Source organism: Kitasatospora sp. NPDC058218, from assembly GCF_042882445.1.
Taxonomy (GTDB): domain Bacteria; phylum Actinomycetota; class Actinomycetes; order Streptomycetales; family Streptomycetaceae; genus Kitasatospora.
Map to the genome: position 1 here is coordinate 31,689 of NZ_JBHVWC010000020.1, position 16,264 is coordinate 47,952.

13 protein-coding genes are annotated in these 16,264 nt (G+C 73.8%); 7 read left to right on the forward strand and 6 right to left on the reverse strand.

Annotated elements, in window-relative coordinates; translation table 11 throughout:
* The first annotated feature begins 93 nt into the window (after positions 1-93).
* Both ACFVYI_RS14955 and ACFVYI_RS14960 read left to right on the forward strand, forming a co-directional pair.
* The gene (locus ACFVYI_RS14955) at positions 94-759 is read left to right on the forward strand and encodes a response regulator transcription factor (protein WP_387885154.1); all 666 of its coding nucleotides are present in this window, start codon (positions 94-96) and stop codon (positions 757-759) included.
* Positions 756-2,225 (forward strand): sensor histidine kinase, encoded by a 1,470-nt coding sequence (locus ACFVYI_RS14960; RefSeq protein WP_387885157.1) that lies wholly within the window; start codon positions 756-758, stop codon positions 2,223-2,225. Before ACFVYI_RS14955 ends, ACFVYI_RS14960 begins: the two co-directional genes overlap by 4 nt.
* A gap of 43 nt (positions 2,226-2,268) precedes the next feature.
* On the opposite strand, the gene ACFVYI_RS14965 is transcribed toward ACFVYI_RS14960, so the two are convergent.
* The 4 genes from ACFVYI_RS14965 to ACFVYI_RS14980 all read right to left on the reverse strand — a co-directional run bounded on the left by ACFVYI_RS14965 (position 2,269) and on the right by ACFVYI_RS14980 (position 7,713).
* Complete coding sequence (locus ACFVYI_RS14965; RefSeq protein ID WP_387885159.1) at positions 2,269-3,504, reverse strand: sensor histidine kinase; 1,236 nt, start codon at positions 3,502-3,504, stop codon at positions 2,269-2,271.
* Between the two features lie 8 nt (positions 3,505-3,512).
* Positions 3,513-4,235 (reverse strand): ABC transporter permease, encoded by a 723-nt coding sequence (locus ACFVYI_RS14970; protein ID WP_387885160.1) that lies wholly within the window; start codon positions 4,233-4,235, stop codon positions 3,513-3,515.
* Entirely contained in the window at positions 4,232-5,188 is a 957-nt protein-coding gene (locus ACFVYI_RS14975; protein WP_387885162.1) for an ABC transporter ATP-binding protein, read from the reverse strand. The genes ACFVYI_RS14970 and ACFVYI_RS14975 overlap by 4 nt, the downstream gene beginning before the upstream one ends.
* Before the next feature lie 341 nt (positions 5,189-5,529).
* On the reverse strand, positions 5,530-7,713 hold the full coding sequence (locus ACFVYI_RS14980; protein WP_387885163.1) for a prolyl oligopeptidase family serine peptidase: 2,184 nt from the start codon (positions 7,711-7,713) through the stop codon (positions 5,530-5,532).
* A gap of 316 nt (positions 7,714-8,029) precedes the next feature.
* Here ACFVYI_RS14980 and ACFVYI_RS14985 point away from each other — a divergent pair, with 316 nt between their 5' ends.
* The 5 genes from ACFVYI_RS14985 (at position 8,030) to ACFVYI_RS15005 (ending at position 14,070) form a co-directional block, all read left to right on the forward strand.
* Positions 8,030-8,224: a DUF2304 family protein gene (locus ACFVYI_RS14985; protein WP_363610822.1), complete on the forward strand. Its 195-nt coding sequence runs from the start codon at positions 8,030-8,032 to the stop codon at positions 8,222-8,224.
* 31 nt (positions 8,225-8,255) lie between these two features.
* The gene (gene mshB, locus ACFVYI_RS14990) at positions 8,256-9,155 is read left to right on the forward strand and encodes an N-acetyl-1-D-myo-inositol-2-amino-2-deoxy-alpha-D-glucopyranoside deacetylase (protein WP_387885166.1); all 900 of its coding nucleotides are present in this window, start codon (positions 8,256-8,258) and stop codon (positions 9,153-9,155) included.
* On the forward strand, positions 9,152-9,613 hold the full coding sequence (locus ACFVYI_RS14995; RefSeq protein WP_387885168.1) for a DUF6113 family protein: 462 nt from the start codon (positions 9,152-9,154) through the stop codon (positions 9,611-9,613). Before mshB ends, ACFVYI_RS14995 begins: the two co-directional genes overlap by 4 nt.
* A gap of 238 nt (positions 9,614-9,851) precedes the next feature.
* Positions 9,852-12,161: a hypothetical protein gene (locus tag ACFVYI_RS15000; RefSeq protein ID WP_387885170.1), complete on the forward strand. Its 2,310-nt coding sequence runs from the start codon at positions 9,852-9,854 to the stop codon at positions 12,159-12,161.
* 199 nt (positions 12,162-12,360) lie between these two features.
* The gene (locus ACFVYI_RS15005; RefSeq protein ID WP_387885173.1) at positions 12,361-14,070 is read left to right on the forward strand and encodes an ABC transporter family substrate-binding protein; all 1,710 of its coding nucleotides are present in this window, start codon (positions 12,361-12,363) and stop codon (positions 14,068-14,070) included.
* Positions 14,071-14,144: 74 nt separating this feature from the next.
* Here the strand turns inward: ACFVYI_RS15005 and ACFVYI_RS15010 are convergent, their stop codons facing one another.
* Together ACFVYI_RS15010 and ACFVYI_RS15015 are read right to left on the reverse strand one after the other, a co-directional pair.
* On the reverse strand, positions 14,145-15,164 hold the full coding sequence (locus ACFVYI_RS15010; RefSeq protein WP_387885176.1) for an ABC transporter ATP-binding protein: 1,020 nt from the start codon (positions 15,162-15,164) through the stop codon (positions 14,145-14,147).
* Positions 15,157-16,257, reverse strand: a complete 1,101-nt coding sequence (locus tag ACFVYI_RS15015) for an ABC transporter ATP-binding protein (RefSeq protein WP_387885179.1) — start codon at positions 16,255-16,257, stop codon at positions 15,157-15,159. Before ACFVYI_RS15015 ends, ACFVYI_RS15010 begins: the two co-directional genes overlap by 8 nt.
* Between the last annotated feature and the right edge of the window lie 7 nt (positions 16,258-16,264).

Below are 16,264 nucleotides of genomic sequence, written 5' to 3' on the forward strand. Positions count from 1 at the left end.
GGCGAGAGCATGCGCCCACCCGCCTGAAGCGAGGCTGAGAAAGCTGAAGATCGCTTAAGCAACCATCCGGGCCCCGATGGCATCCTGATCCGCATGGAGATTCTGGTGGTGGAGGACGACCCCCAGGTGGCCGCAGCCGTCCGGCGCGGGCTGGAGGCGGAGGGCTACACCGTCGACCTCGCCCCGGACGGCCTCACCGGCCTCCGGCTGGCGCAGCGGCACGCGTACCGGGCGATCGTGCTCGACATCATGTTGCCCGGCCTCAACGGCTACAAGGTGTGCGAGGCGCTGCGCGAGGGCGGCAGCACCACGCCGATCCTGATGCTCACCGCCAAGGACGGCGAGTACGACGAGGCCGAGGGTCTGGACACCGGCGCGGACGACTACCTCACCAAGCCGTTCTCCTACCTGGTCTTCCTCGCCCGGCTGCGCGCCCTGCTGCGCCGCAGCGCCACCCCCGGCGCGCTGCTGCGGGTCGGCGGGCTCTGGATGGACCCGGCCGCCCGCCGCTGCGGCCGGGACAACGCCGAAATCACCCTCACCGAGCGCGAGTTCGCCGTACTGCGGTTCCTCGCCGAGCACCCGGGCGAGGTGCTGTCCAAGCGCCGGATCGTCGACGAGGTCTGGGACATCGCCTTCGACGGCGAGGAGTCCATCGTCGAGGTGTACATCAGCATGCTGCGCCGCAAGGTGGACACGCCGTTCGGCCTGCGCTCCATCACCACCGTGCGCGGCGCGGGCTACCGGCTGGAGCCGTGAGCGTGCTCGACCGGCTCTCCGTCCGGGTCCGCACCTCGCTCGCGGCCGGCCTCGCGGCGGCGCTGCTGCTCGGCGGCGGCGCCTGGTGGCTGCGCGACCACATGTACCGGGCGCAGTTCGCCGTCGCCGAGTCGGAGGCCCAGTACCAGGCGCGCGAGATCGGTCGCGGCCTCGGCCGGGGCCAACCGCCGGCCGCCGGCGACCTGGTGCCGTACGTCGCGCTCGACAAGGACGGCCAGGTGTTCGCCCTCGGCGGCCCGCTCACCACCCAGCACCTGACCGGTCCGCTGCCGCCGGCCCCCGAGCACGCCGCCGAGGACTGGGCGCCCCGGGAACAGCTGATCAGCGTCGGCCCGGCGAGCGCGGCCGCCGCCAACCGCTTCTCGGGGCGCACCTTCACCGCCATGGGCGCGTGGACCATGTACTTCCGGGTGTCCGACACCACCGGCCCCAGCACCCCGCCGCTCGGCCCGATCACCGTCTACGTGCCGGCCACGCCGTTCACCGCCGAGGCCGCCGTCCGCACCATCGACCCGGTGCTCCAGGCGGGCGTGCCGGCCGCCGCGCTGCTGGTCGCGCTGATCGCCTGGGTGGCGACCGGCCGCGCCCTGCGGCCGGTCGAGGCGATCCGCGCCGAGCTGGCCGCGATCGGCGAGCACCGGCTGGACCGCCGGGTGCCGGTGCCGAGGTCCGGCGACGAGATCGCCCGGATGGCGACCACCACCAACGCCACCCTGGACCGGCTGGAGCGCTCGGCCGTCCAGCAGCAGCGGTTCGTCGCGGACGCCTCGCACGAGCTGCGCAGCCCGATCGCGGCGCTGCGCACCAACCTGGAGGTGTCGCTGGCCCACCCCGAGCGCACCGACTGGCCGGCGGCCACCCAGGAGGCGTTGACCTCGGTCGAGCGCCTCCAGCACCTCACCGAGGACCTGTTGTTCCTGGCCCGCGGCGCCCACCCGGCCGCGACCGGGGCGGACGCCCCCGTCGATCTCGCCGCCGTCCTGGGCGAGCTCGCCGACCAGTACCGCCCGACCGTCGGCGGCCGGCTCGCCCTGCGGGTGGACGCGCCCGACCCGGTGCCGGTGCGCGGCAGCCGGATCCGGCTGCACCGGCTGGTCCGGAACCTGCTCGACAACGCCCGGCGGCACGCGGAGTCGGAGATCGTGCTGGTCGCCCGGGGGACGGCGCACGGCTGTGTGCTGGAGGTCCGCGACGACGGCCCGGGCGTACCGGTGGCGGACCGCGAGCGGATCTTCGAACCGTTCACCCGGCTCGACGAGGCGCGCAGCCGTGACGCGGGCGGCAGCGGCCTCGGCCTGGCGATCGCGGCCGACATCGCGACCCGGCACGGCGGCACCCTGCGGGTCGCCCACTCCCCGCGCGGCGCCCGCTTCGTCCTGGAGCTCCCCGGCCTGCCGCCGGAGCGACCCCACCGGGAGGACCACGCCGGGCGGGACCGGACCTAGACGACCCCGCCGGGCCGGACGCCCGCGCCGGGCCGGACCGGGCTCAGACGACCGAGACCGTCCGCAGCGGCACCAGCGCGCGCAGCCGGAAGCCGCGGCCACGGTCGCCCGGCCCCGTCTCCAGTCGGCCGCCGACCAGCGCCAGCCGCTCCTCCAGGCCGGAAAGCCCGTTGCCCGGCGCGGACTTGCCGGGCCCGGCCCCGTTGTCGGCGATCTCCAGGACGGCATACCGCTCGCCGCCGCCCTCCCACGTCTCGTCCGCCCGCACCGTGCAGACCGTGGCCCCCTCGCCGTGCCGGACGATGTTGGTGACCGCCTCGCGCAGCGCCCAGGCCAGCGCGCCCGCCTCCTCGTTGGCCAGCCCCGGCCAGGCGTCCACCAGCTCCGGCGAGACCTCCAGGCTGACCTGCGCCGCCGCCAACGCCGTCCGGGCGGCGGCGAGTTCGACGGGCAGGGTGGGCCGGCGGAAGCCGGTCACCGCCTCCCGGACGTCGATCAGCGACTGCCGGGCCACCTTCTCGATGTCGGCGACCTGCGCCCGCGCAGCCTCGTCCTTGCCGCCGTCCATGAGCCGACCGGCGAGCTCGCCCTTCAGGGTGATCAGCGACAGCGAGTGCCCGAGCAGGTCGTGCAGGTCCCGGGCCATCCGCAGCCGCTCCTCCGAGGCGGCGAGGTGGGCGACCGCGGCCCGCGCCTCGCGCAGCTCCTTCATGGTCGCGACCAGCCGCTGCAGCCCGGTCATGGCGACGCCGGAGAGGAACGCGGTGAGCGCGATGGTGGGGATGTCGCCCCGGTCGGCATGGCTGAGCAGCCCGACCACGACGGTCAGCCCGGCCATCGCGCCGACCCCGGCGAGCGCGAAGCGCAGCGGCGCGATGATCCCGACGGCGACCGAGGCGTAGGTGAACAGCGTGAGCCACGCGGTGCCGAGCCCGAAGGAGGTGGCGATAGCGGTCACGATCATCGCCGCGACCACCAGCCGGCAGGCCAGCGGCCGCCGGTCCGCCGTCGAGCGGAGCACCACCAGGCCGATGTAGCAGCCGACGAAGGCCACCAGGGCGATCCAGCCCGCCAGCGTCGCCGACGGCGAGTGCCCGCCCTTGAGCAGGTCGCTCACCGGGTACAGCAGGTAGACCATCCAGAGCAGCATCCAGCTGACCTTGACCAGCAGCTGCCGCCGGTTCTCCACCGGGGCGCCGGGGACGTTCATGAACGACACGCGCCCCGTCCCCGCCGCCGGCTGCTCGTCGGGTCGGCGGGTGCGGGGCGTGTCGGGCATGGGGGCCATCATGCCTGCCGGGTGTCCCGCCGGTACAGCACGGCCGCGGCCGCGACGAAGACCACCAGGAACCCGGCCAGGCCGGCCACCGCGCCCAGGTCCAGCGCGTGCCCGGGCCGCGTGAAGGCGGCCAACTCGTTGTACAGGTAGACGGGGTCGAGCTGCGCGATCGTCCGCAGCGTGCCGGTCACCGGGAACCACGTCCCGCCGAACAGCGCCATCACCATGTAGGTGATCATCACGATGGTCTGCACCGAGTCCGGCGCCGCCGCGTAGCCGAGCGCCACCCCGAGCGCCGCGAAGACGAAGCTGCCCAGCCAGAGCGCGACGGCCAGGCCGATCCACTGCGCGGCGCCCAACCGCACGCCCTGGGTGGCACCGACGGCGAAGACCACCAGGATCGCGGGCAGCGTCGTGACGGCGCTCGCGGCGATCTTCGCGAGGGTGTACGCCCGGCCGGGCAGCGCCGTCAGCCGCAGCTGGCGCACCCAGCCGCTCGCGCGCTCCAGGGAGATCCGCTGCGCGCTGCCGGTGAGCACCGCGCCGACCGCACCGAAGGTGGCCATCGAGACCATGAAGTAGGTCTTCACCGGCAGGCCGCCGGCCAGTTCGTCGGTGCCGTAGGCGTGGATGAAGAAGAAGTACATCAGCGCCGGGTAGAGCACGGTGAAGAGCAGGTACCGCTTGTTGCGCAGGGTGCGCAGGATCTCCAGCCGGATCAGCGTGGTCATCGCGCGGCCTCCGTCGCGTACTCGGTGGTGTCGGCGGTGTCCTGCTCGCCGGTGATGGTCAGGAAGGCCTGCTCCAGGCCCAGGCCGGTGACCTCCAGGCCGCGCGGGTACAGGCCCGCCCGGTAGAGGCCGGCCACGCCCGCGTCGGCGTCCGCCGTCCGGATCCGGACCGTCCGCACCCCCGGCACCCGGGCGCTGACGTCCAGGGCCAGCACCCCCGACAGGCCGCGCAGCACCGACTCGTCGAACGGGCCGTCCGCGTCGTGCAGTTCGAAGGTGATCCGGCGGGCCCCGGCCTTCGCCTTGATCTCGGCGGAGGTGCCGTCGGCGATCAGCCGGCCCCGGTGCAGCACCAGGACGCGGTCGGCGATCGAGTCCGCCTCCTCCAGGTAGTGGGTGGCGAACAGCACCGTGCGCCCGGCGTCGGCCTGCGCCCGCATGCTCGCCCAGAACGACCGGCGCACGGAGACGTCCATGCCGGTGGTGGGCTCGTCCAGCACGATCAGGTCGTTGGCCCCGGCGATCGCCAGCGCGAAGCGCACCCGCTGCTCCTGGCCGCCGGAGAGCTTGTCGACCCGGCGCTCGGCCAGGTCGGTGATCCCGGCGTCGGCGAGCACCTCCCGCACCGCGCGGCCGCGCGGGTGGACGTCGCAGGCCAGCTCGACCAGCTCGCGGACCTTGACGTCGGCCATCAGCCCGCCGCTCTGGAGCATCGCGCCGACCCGGCCGGCCGCGATCGCGGCGCGCGGGGCACCGCCGAACAGCGTGACGCTGCCCCGGTCCGGTTCGCGCAGGCCGAGCAGCAGGTCCAGGCTGCTGGACTTGCCGGCGCCGTTCGGGCCGAGCAGGGCGACGGTCTCGCCCGGCCTCAGCACGAGGTCGAGGCCGTCCACGGCCCGCACCCGTCCGTAGCTCTTGCCGACGCCCCGGAAGGCGGCTACCTCCGTACCCATCGTCCCGGTCCTCTCCCCTGCTGGTGTCGTTCGCACCAGCTCAGAGTCCCGCGCCGGGCAGGGGCGGCGGCAGTGCCCGGCGTCGTGCCTTCGGCATGACGGATGTCATGCCGGCGGCCGGTACCCGGAGCACGGGTACCGGCCGCCGAAGCCGCAGGTCGGAGCACCTCTCGACATGATTGTCGGAGCCGTGGGCTACTTTCCTCCCCGAGGCCGGACAGGTCGCCCGCGTGCGGGCACACGCGGCCGAGGGGGAGCGGTGCGGGCACCTCGGCACCGCTCGTCCGCGGGCCCCCGGCGCCCTGACGGAGACCGGCTCCGCTCCCCCTCCTCCTCCGGCCTCAGATCCCGAGCGACTTCTTCACGAAGTCGACCTGGAGCAGCAGCAGGTTCTCCGCGACCTCCTCCTGCGGCGTCATGTGCGTCACGCCCGAGAGCGGCAGCACGGTGTGCGGCCGGCCGGCCGCGAGCAGCGCCGAGGAGAGCCGCAGGGTGTGCGCGGCCACCACGTTGTCGTCCGCCAGACCGTGAATGATCATCAGCGGCCGCTCCAGCCCGGCCGCGTGACCGGTCAGCGAGTTGGCCGCGTAGACCTCGGGCCGCTCGGCGGGGTCGCCCAGGTACCGCTCGGTGTAGTGGGTGTCGTACAGCTCCCACTCGGTCACCGGGGCGCCGGCCACGGCCGCGTGGAAGACGTCCGGGCGGCGCAGCACGGCGAGCGCCGCGAGGTAGCCGCCGTACGACCAGCCGCGGATGGCGACCCGGCCGAGGTCCAGCGGGAACTCCTCGGCGAGCGCCTGGACCGCGTCCACCTGGTCGTCCAGGGTGGCGCCGGCGAAGTCGAAGGCGATCGACTTCTCCCAGTCCGGCCCGCGCCCGGGGGTGCCGCGCCCGTCGGCGACGACCACCGCGAAGCCCTGGTCGGCGAACCACTGCGAGTTGAGGTGCGGGTTGTGCGCCTGGACGACGCGCTGCCCGTGCGGGCCGCCGTACGGGTCCATCAGGACGGGCAGCAGGCCGTCCCGCTCGCGGTCGTAGCCGGTGGGCAGGAAGACGGCGGCGGGGATGCGGCGCTCACCGGCGAACCGGAAGACCGGGCGCGCGGTGAGGACCGGGGTCTCGGCGTAGGACGCGACGGTGGCGACGACGTCGACCACCACGCCCTCCGGGAGGTCCCGGGCGACCTGGACCAGCGTGCCCGGCAGGTCGGGCTCCGCGGTGGCCCGCACGGTGACGCCGGCCGCGTGCACCGCCGTGGTGACCGAGGTGAACGGCCGGTCGTTCGCGGCCTCCCAGGAGAGCCGCTTGCCGTCGTGGCCGATCCGGCCGACCGCGATCCAGCCCGGCTCCGGGTCGGTCTCCTCCGCGCCGCCGGAGGCGGTGAAGAAGACCTCCTCGTCCGTCACCGCCAGCACCGAGCGCAGCAGCAGGTCGGCCCCGGTGACGGCCTGGTCGCCGATCACCAGCACCCGGGCGCCGCCCTCGCCCGCGCCGTCCGAGATCCGGACCAGCTTGCCGTCCGGCGTCCAGGCCGGGACGCCCTGGAAGAGCTCCAGCCAGGCGTCGTCGCGCTCCTCGACCAGCACCTCGGTGGCGCCGGTCGCGACGTCCACCCCGAGGATCCGCTGGCTGCGCTGGTCCCGGGCCTGGACGAGCAGCAGCGGCACGCCGCCGGTCGACCAGTGCACCCGGGCCAGGTAGGGGAAGGCCTCGTCGTCCCAGACGACCTCCGTCCGGCCGCCGTCCAGGCCGAACAGCCAGAGCCCGACCTCGGCGTTGGCGGTGCCGGCGGCGGGGTAGGCGACCTCGGCGGGCTCGGTGCCCGGGTTGGCCGGGTCGGCGATCCACCAGCGGCGCACCGGGGTGTCGTCGGCCCGCTCGACCAGCAGCCGGTCGCTCTGCGGCGACCACCAGAAGCCGCGGTCGCGGCTCATCTCCTCCTGGGCGATGAACTCGGCCTGGCCCCACGTCACCCCCGGGCCGTCGGGCTGCGCGAGCGCCCGGTCGCCACTGCCGTCGGTGCGGGTCAGCCGCAGCTCGCCGGCGGTGTTGGCGTACGCGACGTGGGAGCCGTCCGGGGCGAGGCGCGGATCGACCACCGGGCCCTCGACGGGCAGCTCGGCCGTTCCGCCGGTGGCCAGGTCGGCCGTGAAGAGCCGGCCGGACAGGGCGAAGGCGGCCAGCGCGCCGGCGCCGTCCAGGGAGTAGCCGACGATGCCGGCCGAGCCCTCGCGGCTGCGCTCGCGGCGGGCCTTCTCGGCCGGGGAGAGGTCCTCCTCGCCGCCGCCGAGCAGGGTGACCGGATCGGCGGCGATCCGCTCCTCGCCGGTGGCGGTGTCGAGGGTCCAGAGGCGGTTGGCCCGGTCGCTGCCCGCGGGGGCCTCCCCGGTCGAGGGGAGGGAGCGCAGGAAGACGACCCGGGAGCCGTCGGATGCGACGGAGAAGGACCGGGGGGCGCCGACGGTGTAGCGCAGGGTGCGCGCGTACTGCCGCGGGAAGGTGTCCGCAGGGGTGTGGGAGGTCATGGCACCAGACCCTATGACGTTCCCGCGCCACCACCCGGTGGATTGTGATCACTCGTTCGGAGCATCGTCCGCGAGGACGCCCGGAGGGGGTCCACACCCCTTCCGACCGGCTCATGCGCCCCATTTGTGCCACCATGCCCCGGCGCGTGCAGACTCACTGAACGTAATGCGCCCCTCACTCATCGGGTATGACTGGTTCAACGAGTGATCGCCAGGCCCCGTCCCGGGCCCCGGTCGCCCGACCGCAAGTCCCGCACGGTCCCGACCGCCACCCTCCCCGAGGGGGTGGCGCACCCGAGAAGGGGTGTGAGCCGACATGGCTTTGTCCATCTCCGCAGCCATGCTGATGCTGGTCATCGTGGTGGTGCTGATCCGCCGCTCCGGTCTGAAGCTCGCGCACGCGATCATCTGCGCGCTGCTCGGCTTCTACCTGGCGTCCAGCTCCATCGCGCCGTCGATCAGCCAGGTCACCAGCAACCTCGCCGGAATGATCAATGGCCTGAAGCTCTGACCCCTCGCGGGCGGTCGTTAGGCTTCCCCCCATGACCGCGACTACCGGCCGCCGCCTGCTCCTGGTGCACGCCCACCCCGACGACGAGTCGATCGGCAACGGCGCCACGATGGCCAGGTACGCCGCCGAGGGCGCCCTGGTCACCCTGGTGACGTGCACCCTCGGCGAGGGCGGCGAGGTGATCCCGCCGGAGCTGGCCCACCTGACGGCGGATCGGGACGACACCCTCGGCCCCCACCGGATCGGCGAGCTGACCGACGCCATGCGCGCGGTCGGCGTCGCCGATTTCCGCTTCCTCGGCGGCCCCGGCCGCTACCGGGACTCCGGGATGATGGGCGTCCCCGACAACGACGTGCCCGGCTGCTTCTGGCAGGCGGACGTGGACGAGGCGGCCGACCACCTGGTCGCGGTGGTCCGCGAGGTGCGGCCGCAGGTCCTGGTCACCTACGACGAGGACGGCGGCTACGGGCACCCGGACCACATCCAGGCCCACCGGGTGACGATGCGCGCCCACGAGCTGGCCGCCGACCCCGCGCACCGGCCCGACCTGGGCCCGGCCTGGCGGATCGCCAAGGTGTACTGGAACCGGATGCCCCGTTCGGTGATCGAGCGGGGGCTGGCCGAGACCGCCGCCAAGGCGCCCTCACCCGGGGTCGCACAACCCTGCGACGTCCCCGGCGTGGTGGACGACGCCGTGATCACCACCGTGCTGGACGGCGCCGCGTACGCCGACCGCAAGGCGGCCGCGATGGCCGCGCACGCGACTCAGATCACCGTGCACGGCGACTGGTTCACGCTCTCCAACGACCTCGGCCAGCCGCTGGTCGTCACCGAGTACTACCAGCTGGTACGCGGCCAGGCCGGACCGCGGCTGCCGGAGGACGACCTCTTCGCCGGCCTGGACAGCACCTTCGAGGAGAGTGCCCGATGACCGAGCCCGCCACCCAGCAGGCCCGCCGCCGCTCGATCCCGGCGACCGTCCTCGGCACCCGAGCCGAGCGGCTGGCCGAGCCGCAGCCCCCGCGGATCGGGCGGATCGCGGCCTATGTCCTGTTCTTCCTGCTGGGCATCGCGGTGTCGGTCTGCGGAGCATTTGTGCAGGCCTTGTGGCCGCCCGTGGGAGTCCTGCTGGCACTCGCCGCCACCGGCGCCACCTTCTACGCGGGCCTGCGGGTGACCGGCACCCGGCTCGGCGCGGCACTGCCGGCGGCGGGCTGGTTCCTGGCGCTGCTGCTGGTGATGGTCCCCCGCCCCGAGGGCGACAATGTGCTCTGGACCAATGCCACGTCGCTCGCCTGGCTGTTCGTCGGCTCCGTCCTGGGCGTGATCTGCGCCACCCTGCCGACCCGGAGCAGCTGGTTCCCCGGGGTGCCCGGCCCACCGCGCTGACCGCCCGGGCGGGCCGCGTACGGTACCGCGTACGACGCGCAGTCAGGACCACGCGGTCGTACTCTCATACCGGAGGAACCGGACGTATCAGGTTCTATCCGAACCGGTTCACCGGTCAGTTCTTCCCAGTATGGTGGTGCCGCAGAACGCCGTACCCGACCGCCGCCCCGCCAGGCCCGGCGACCACGAACCGCGGTCGCGCCGCACGGCCCGCCCGCGAACCCGGAGCAGAGCAGCATTGAGCAGCCGCGAATCTGAGAACGCCCACCCGACGCCTCGGCGGACGGGTCCGGACGCCTACCCGTCGGGCACCCCGCCCTACGGCACACCGGGCTTCCCCGGCGGCGACCGCGCGGGTGCCGGTGCCGCCCCGGGCTCCGCGTCTGGTGGCGAGGACGAAGCCCCGAAGACCGAGACCACGCTGACCACGCGGGTCCGCATCAACATCCCGGGCTCGCGCCCGATCCCGCCCGTGGTGGTCCGCAGCACCGTCAAGAACGAGGACGGCCAGGGCGAGGAGAACCCGCCGGCCGCCCCCGAGCCGGCCGGGCCCCGGCACCGCTCCGCGGCGTCCGCCTCCCCCGTGCTCGGGGTGATGGACGGCGGCGCGAGAACGGCCACCCCGCCGAACCTGCCGCCGGAGTGGGAGATCCCGCCCGCCACCTCCGAGTCGGAGTCCACCGGTGCGTGGTTCCGGCCGCGCCAGAAGAAGGGCTCGGCCGCGGAGTCCGCCCCCGCCGCCGTCCCGGCCGGCGCCCCGGGCGCACCCGCCGACCCGTTCGCCCCGGCCCCCGCGCCGAACGCCGGCGCCGAGGCCCGCCCGAACGGCGCCCGGCCCAAGGCCGCCCGCCCCGCCCAGGCCGCGGGCCCGGGGGCGACCCGCCCGAACGGCCGCCCGGTGCCGGCGCAGGCCGCCGCACCGCGCCCGACCGGCGCGCCCGCCTCCCCGTTCGGCACCGGCGTCGGAGCGGACGCCCCGGCGGACGAGGCCGGCGTCTACGAGGACGCCCCGGACCCGTTCGGCACGGGCCCCGGCGCGAACCCGTTCGCCCCCGGCGCCGGCCGGCCGCAGCCGCAGGGTCCGGGCCACCCCGTGGGCGGCCCGGCCGACACGGCGAACCCGGAGGACACCTCGGTCGACGGCTTCGCGCCGATCCGCTCGGACACCCCGCCGCCCGCCGCCATATCCGGCCTGCCCAACGGCGCCGCGGCCCAGCACGGCCTGCCGCCGAACGGCGCCCCGCAGAACGGCCGCTCGCAGAACGGCCTGTTCGCCTCGGCCCCGGCCGGCGCCGACCCGTTCGCCGCCCAGCGCACCCCGACCGGCGCGGAGCCGTACGGCACCACCGCCCCGGGCGGCCTCTTCCCCGGCGCCCCCGGCCGCCAGGGCGAGCCGACGGCCCCGCTCGACCCGCACGCCGGCTGGCAGGAGGGGCCCGGCAGCGCCGCCCCCGGCCGGCCGTACCCCGGCCCCGGCGGCCCCGAGGCCGAGGCCCCGGCCGGCCCGGTGCCGGCTCCGGCGCCCGCCCCGAAGCAGGCCGCGCCCGCCGAGCCGAAGGCCCCCAAGGCCGCCACCGGCAAGGCCAAGCGCGGCGGCGCCGGCAAGAAGCTCGTCAAGCTCGGCGTCTACGGCGTCGCCGCGGTGCTCTTCCTCGGTGCCGCCGCGTACGGCACCGGCCTGATGCTGAACCAGTCCGACATCCCCAAGGGCACCGTGGTGCTCGGCACGGACATCGGCGGCAGCAACCGCGACCAGGCGATCCACCAGCTCGACGAGTCGGTCGGCAAGGCCGGCCAGCAGCCGGTCAAGCTGAAGATCGGCGACCAGGCGCTGGACCTCGACCCGACCGTCGCCGGGCTGAGCTTCGACACCACGGCCACCGTGGACCGGCTCACCCAGCACTCGTACAGCCCGGTGGACGTGATCACCTCGCTGAAGGGCGACGAGAAGGCCGTGCCGCCGGAGGTCAAGGTGGACCGGGCCAAGCTCAAGGTCGCCCTGGAGGCGCTGGCCACCGGTTCGGGGCAGGGCCTCCAGGAGGGCTACGTCAGGTTCGGCGACTCCGGCGAGCCCGTCGTGGTGCCCGGCAAGGCCGGCCAGGCGGTCGACGCCGCGTCCGCCGTCGACCAGGTCGAGCAGGCCTACCGCGACCGCGCCGCGGGCAAGGGCGAGCAGCCCGTCGCCCTCACCGTGACGGCCGCCCAGCCCAAGGTCTCCCCGCAGGCCCTGCAGGCCGCCGCGGACAGCCTCGGCAAGTCCGCGGTCAACGGCAAGATCCACATCGTGGCCGGCGCCAAGACCTGGGACTTCGGCCCGAAGACCGCGCCCAAGACGCTCACCCTGGTGCCCGACGCCGCCGGCAAGATCGTGCCCAAGTGGGACCTCGAAGCGCTGAACGGCCAGCTGGGCAGCGTGTTCGACAAGGTGAAGGTCAAGAAGAACGGCCAGACCGCCGCGATCACCCCGCAGGACGTCGCCGACGCCATCACCTCGGTGCTGGACAAGACCGGCGACAAGGACCGCACCTTCAAGTTCACCGTCGCCTGAGCGGCTTCACCCGTCGCCTGAGGGCGTTCACCCGCCGCCCGGGCGCACCCACCGGCGCCGGGCGCACCGCAGGGTGACCGAACGACCGGGGGCGGGGCCCGGATCGGGGCCCGCCCCTCGACAACCCACTCCCCCGGTCAGCAAGATGTGACGCCGTACCACCCGTCACATCCCTCACCTCCGCACCGGGAGAAGCATCATGGGCCGCCTCACCCCCCACCGCACGGCCCTGCTCGCCGGCCTCACCGCCGTCTCGCTCTCGCTGACCCTCTGCGCCTGCGGCTCCGGTACGGGCGGCGCCCGGACGCTCCCCACCCCGCTCGAAACACCCAAGCTCACCGCGGTCGACATCAACCCGCACGACCGCGCCGAGCTGCGCCAGGGCGGCGCCCTGCGGGTCGCGGTCGCGCAGTACTCCACCCAGTGGTCGCCGATCCACACCGACGGCAGCGAGTCCTCCACGGTCACCGTCACCAAGCCGCTGCTGCCGACCTTCTTCCGCTCCGACGCCGCCGGCACCCAGAGCATCAACCCGGCCTACCTCCAGGACGCCCGCTCCGAGTTCAGGGACGGCCACCAGGTCGTCACCTGGACGCTCAACCCGAAGGCGAAGTGGTCCGACGGAACGCCGCTCACCTGGCGCGACATCGAGGCCAACTGGCTTGCGCTGAACGGGAAGGACCCGGCCTTCAAGGCCTCCAGCAGCACCGGCTTCGAGCTGGTCGCCTCGGTCGAGAAGGGCAAGGACGAGTTCCAGGCCGTGATGACCTTCGAGCGGCCGTTCTCCGAGTGGCAGTCGATGTTCAACGGCGCCGCCAACGCCCCGCTGCTGCCCGCGAGCCGGATCGCCACGCCGGAGCTGTTCAACACCTCCTACCTGGACGCGATACCGGTCACCGCGGGCCCGTTCAAGGTGGAGAAGCTGGACCGGGCGGCGCAGACCGTCACCCTGGTCGCCGACCCCGCCTGGTGGGGCGAGAAGCCGCTGCTGGACCGGATCGTGTTCCGCGCCATGGTGCCCAACACGATGGCCGCCGCCTTCGCCAAGGGCGAGATCGACTTCTTCAACAACGGCCCGGACGTGGCCGGTTACCAGCTCGTCAGGAGCACCAAGGGCGCCGCCGTGCGCCGCGCCGGCGGGCCCGACTTCCGCCAGTTCACGCTGAACAGCAGGAGCCCCGTGCTGACCGACCCGGCCGTCCGGCAGGCCCTGTTCCAGGCGATCAACCGGGACGCCATCACCCGCGCCGACCTCAGCGGTCTGGACTGGCCCACCGTCACCCTCAACAACCACCTGCTGGTGGCCAACCAGAACGCCTACCGGGACAACTCCCTCGGCCTCAGCCGCTACGACCCGGCCGACGCCGTCCGCAAGCTGGACGCGGCCGGCTGGAAGCTCGACGGCGACGTCCGCCAGAAGGACGGCCGGGAGCTGAACCTGCGGATGGTCATCCCGGCCGGCGTCACCCAGGCCCAGACCGAGGCCGCGGTCACCACCCGGATGCTCAAGGACGTCGGGGTCAAGGTCACCACCGTGACCGCCGCCGCCAACGAGTTCTTCGACAAGTACGTCAACCGGCACGACTTCGACATCGCCGCCTACTCGCTGCTCGGCACACCCTTCCCGGCCAGCGGCAACCGGGCCAACTTCGTCCAGAACGGCGGCACCAACCACTCCCAGGCCGGCAGCGCGGCCGCCGACGCCGCCCTCGACCGGGCCGCCGCCGCGACCGACACGGCCACCGCCTTCGAGGCCATCAACCAGGCCGACGGCGAGTTGTGGAAGGTGGCCGGGGTGCTGCCGCTCTACCAGCGCCCGCAGCTGTACGGCGCCCGCGCCGACCTGGCCAACATCGGTGCCCAGGGCCTCTCCGACATCGTCTGGGAGAACGTCGCCTTCCAGAAGTGACCGACCCGGCAGGGCCGTTGTGACGCGCCGGGCCCCGGGGTCGCGTCGGCCCCGGGGCCCGGCCCGCCGCGCGGTCAGCCCGCGCCGATCACGTCCCGGACCTCGGCGAAGTGGCAGGCCGACTCGTGGGCGGCCGGACCGCTCAGCGTGCTGGGCACCGCCAGCAGCGGGACCTCGGTGGAGCAGCGCTCCTGCGCCTTCCAGCAGCGGGTGCGGAACCGGCAGCCGGACGGCGGATTCGCCGGCGACGGCAGGTCGCCGCTGAGCAGGATGCGTTCGCGGTGCTCCCGGCCGGTCGGGTCCGGCACCGGCACCGCGGAGAGCAGCGCCTGGGTGTACGGGTGGGTCGGGTGGGAGTAGATCTCGTCCTCCGTCCCGATCTCGACCATCTTGCCGAGGTACATCACGCCGACGCGGTCGGAGATGTGCCGGACGATCGAGAGGTCGTGCGCGATGAACATGTACGACAGCTCGAAGTCGCTCTGCAGCTGCTCCAACAGGTTGATCACCTGCGCCTGGACGGAGACGTCCAGGGCGGAGACCGGCTCGTCGCAGATGATCAGCTCCGGCTTGAGCGCCAGCCCCCGGGCGATGCCGATGCGCTGGCGCTGGCCGCCGGAGAACTGGTGCGGGTACCGGTTGATGTACTCCGGGTTCAGGCCGACCACGTCCAGCAGGTCCTGGACGGCCTTGCGCCGGTCGCCCTTGGGAGCCACCTCGGGGTGGATCTCGAAGGGCTCGCCGATGATGTCGCCGACCGTCATGCGCGGGTTGAGCGAGGTGTACGGGTCCTGGAACACCATCTGGATGTTGCGGCGCACCGCCTTCAACCCCGCGCCGGTGAGCCGGGTGATGTCCTCGCCCTTGAACAGCACCTGGCCGGAGGTGGCCCGCTCCAGGTTCATCAGCACCTTGGCCAGCGTGGACTTGCCGCAGCCGGACTCGCCGACGATCCCCAGCGTCTCCCCCCTGCGCAGGTCGAAGGAGATGCCGTCGACCGCCTTCACGGCGCCGACCTGCTTCTTGAAGACGATCCCCTGGGTCAGCGGGTAGTACTTGACCAGGTCCCTGACCGCCAGGATGGGCTCAGCCATGGAGGGTCTCCTTCCAGAAGTGGCAGGCGCTGCGGCGGCCCGGCAGGTCGGCCCCGTCGGCGGCCAGCACCGGTACCAGCTGCGGGGGTTCGCTGCGGCAGCGGTCCGCCGCCCGGTCGCAGCGCGGGTTGAACGCGCAGCCCTCGGGGATCCGCAGCAGGCTCGGCGGCAGGCCCTGGATGGCGTAGAGGTTCTGGCCCTTCTGGTCCAGCCGGGGGATGGAGCGGAGCAGGCCCTTGGTGTACGGGTGCGCCGGCCGCGCGTACAGCTCGTGCACGGGGGCGGTCTCCACGATCCGGCCCGCGTACATCACGGCGATCTTGTCCGCGACGTCGGCGACCACGCCGAGGTCGTGGGTGATCAGGATCAGGCCCATGTTGAACTCGGCCTGCAACTCCGCCAGCAGGTCCATCACCTGGGCCTGGACGGTCACGTCCAGCGCGGTGGTGGGCTCGTCCGCGATGATCAGGTCCGGCTCCAGCGCCAGCGCCATGGCGATCATGATGCGCTGGCGCATGCCGCCGGAGAACTGGTGCGGGTAGTCGCCCACGCGCTGCCTGGCGGCGGGGATGCGCACCCGCTCCATCAGCTCGATGGCCTTCTCCTTGGCCACCTTGCGGGACGCCCCCTGGTGCACCCGGAACATCTCGCCGAGCTGGTAGCCCACGCTCAGCACCGGGTTCAGCGAGGAGAGCGCGTCCTGGAAGATCATCGCGATCTTCCGGCCGCGCACCGCCCGCCGTGCCTTGGGGCTCATGGTGAGCAGGTCCTCGCCCCGGAACCGGATCGAGCCGGCGGTGATCTTGCCGGGCGGCATGTCCAGGATGCCCATGATCGCCTGCGCGGTCACCGACTTGCCCGAACCGGACTCCCCCAGCACCGCCAGGGTCTCCCCGGCCGACACCGAGTAGCTCACACCGTTGACGGCCTTGGCCACGCCGTCCCGGGTGTGGAACTCGATGTGCAGGTCGTCGACCTCCAGCAGCGGCGTCCCGGGCACCAGGTTCTCCCGGCCGGCGCCGATCAACTCGACCGTGTCCCGGCGCGGGGCGCCGTCCTTCGACTGCTTCGACAGCCTTGTCGCGTCACTCATCGTCCGC

Excerpts from the sequence above, each read along its gene's own strand:
- ACFVYI_RS14955 (WP_387885154.1), top strand. The coding sequence starts at position 94 with ATGGAGATTCTGGTGGTGGAGGACGACCCCCAGGTGGCCGCAGCCGTC.
- ACFVYI_RS14965 (WP_387885159.1), bottom strand. The coding sequence starts at position 3,504 with ATGCCCGACACGCCCCGCACCCGCCGACCCGACGAGCAGCCGGCGGCG.
- ACFVYI_RS14970 (WP_387885160.1), bottom strand. The coding sequence starts at position 4,235 with ATGACCACGCTGATCCGGCTGGAGATCCTGCGCACCCTGCGCAACAAG.
- ACFVYI_RS14975 (WP_387885162.1), bottom strand. The coding sequence starts at position 5,188 with ATGGGTACGGAGGTAGCCGCCTTCCGGGGCGTCGGCAAGAGCTACGGA.
- ACFVYI_RS14980 (WP_387885163.1), bottom strand. The coding sequence starts at position 7,713 with ATGACCTCCCACACCCCTGCGGACACCTTCCCGCGGCAGTACGCGCGC.
- ACFVYI_RS14985 (WP_363610822.1), top strand. The coding sequence starts at position 8,030 with ATGGCTTTGTCCATCTCCGCAGCCATGCTGATGCTGGTCATCGTGGTG.
- mshB (WP_387885166.1), top strand. The coding sequence starts at position 8,256 with ATGACCGCGACTACCGGCCGCCGCCTGCTCCTGGTGCACGCCCACCCC.
- ACFVYI_RS14995 (WP_387885168.1), top strand. The coding sequence starts at position 9,152 with ATGACCGAGCCCGCCACCCAGCAGGCCCGCCGCCGCTCGATCCCGGCG.
- ACFVYI_RS15005 (WP_387885173.1), top strand. The coding sequence starts at position 12,361 with ATGGGCCGCCTCACCCCCCACCGCACGGCCCTGCTCGCCGGCCTCACC.
- ACFVYI_RS15010 (WP_387885176.1), bottom strand. The coding sequence starts at position 15,164 with ATGGCTGAGCCCATCCTGGCGGTCAGGGACCTGGTCAAGTACTACCCG.
- ACFVYI_RS15015 (WP_387885179.1), bottom strand. The coding sequence starts at position 16,257 with ATGAGTGACGCGACAAGGCTGTCGAAGCAGTCGAAGGACGGCGCCCCG.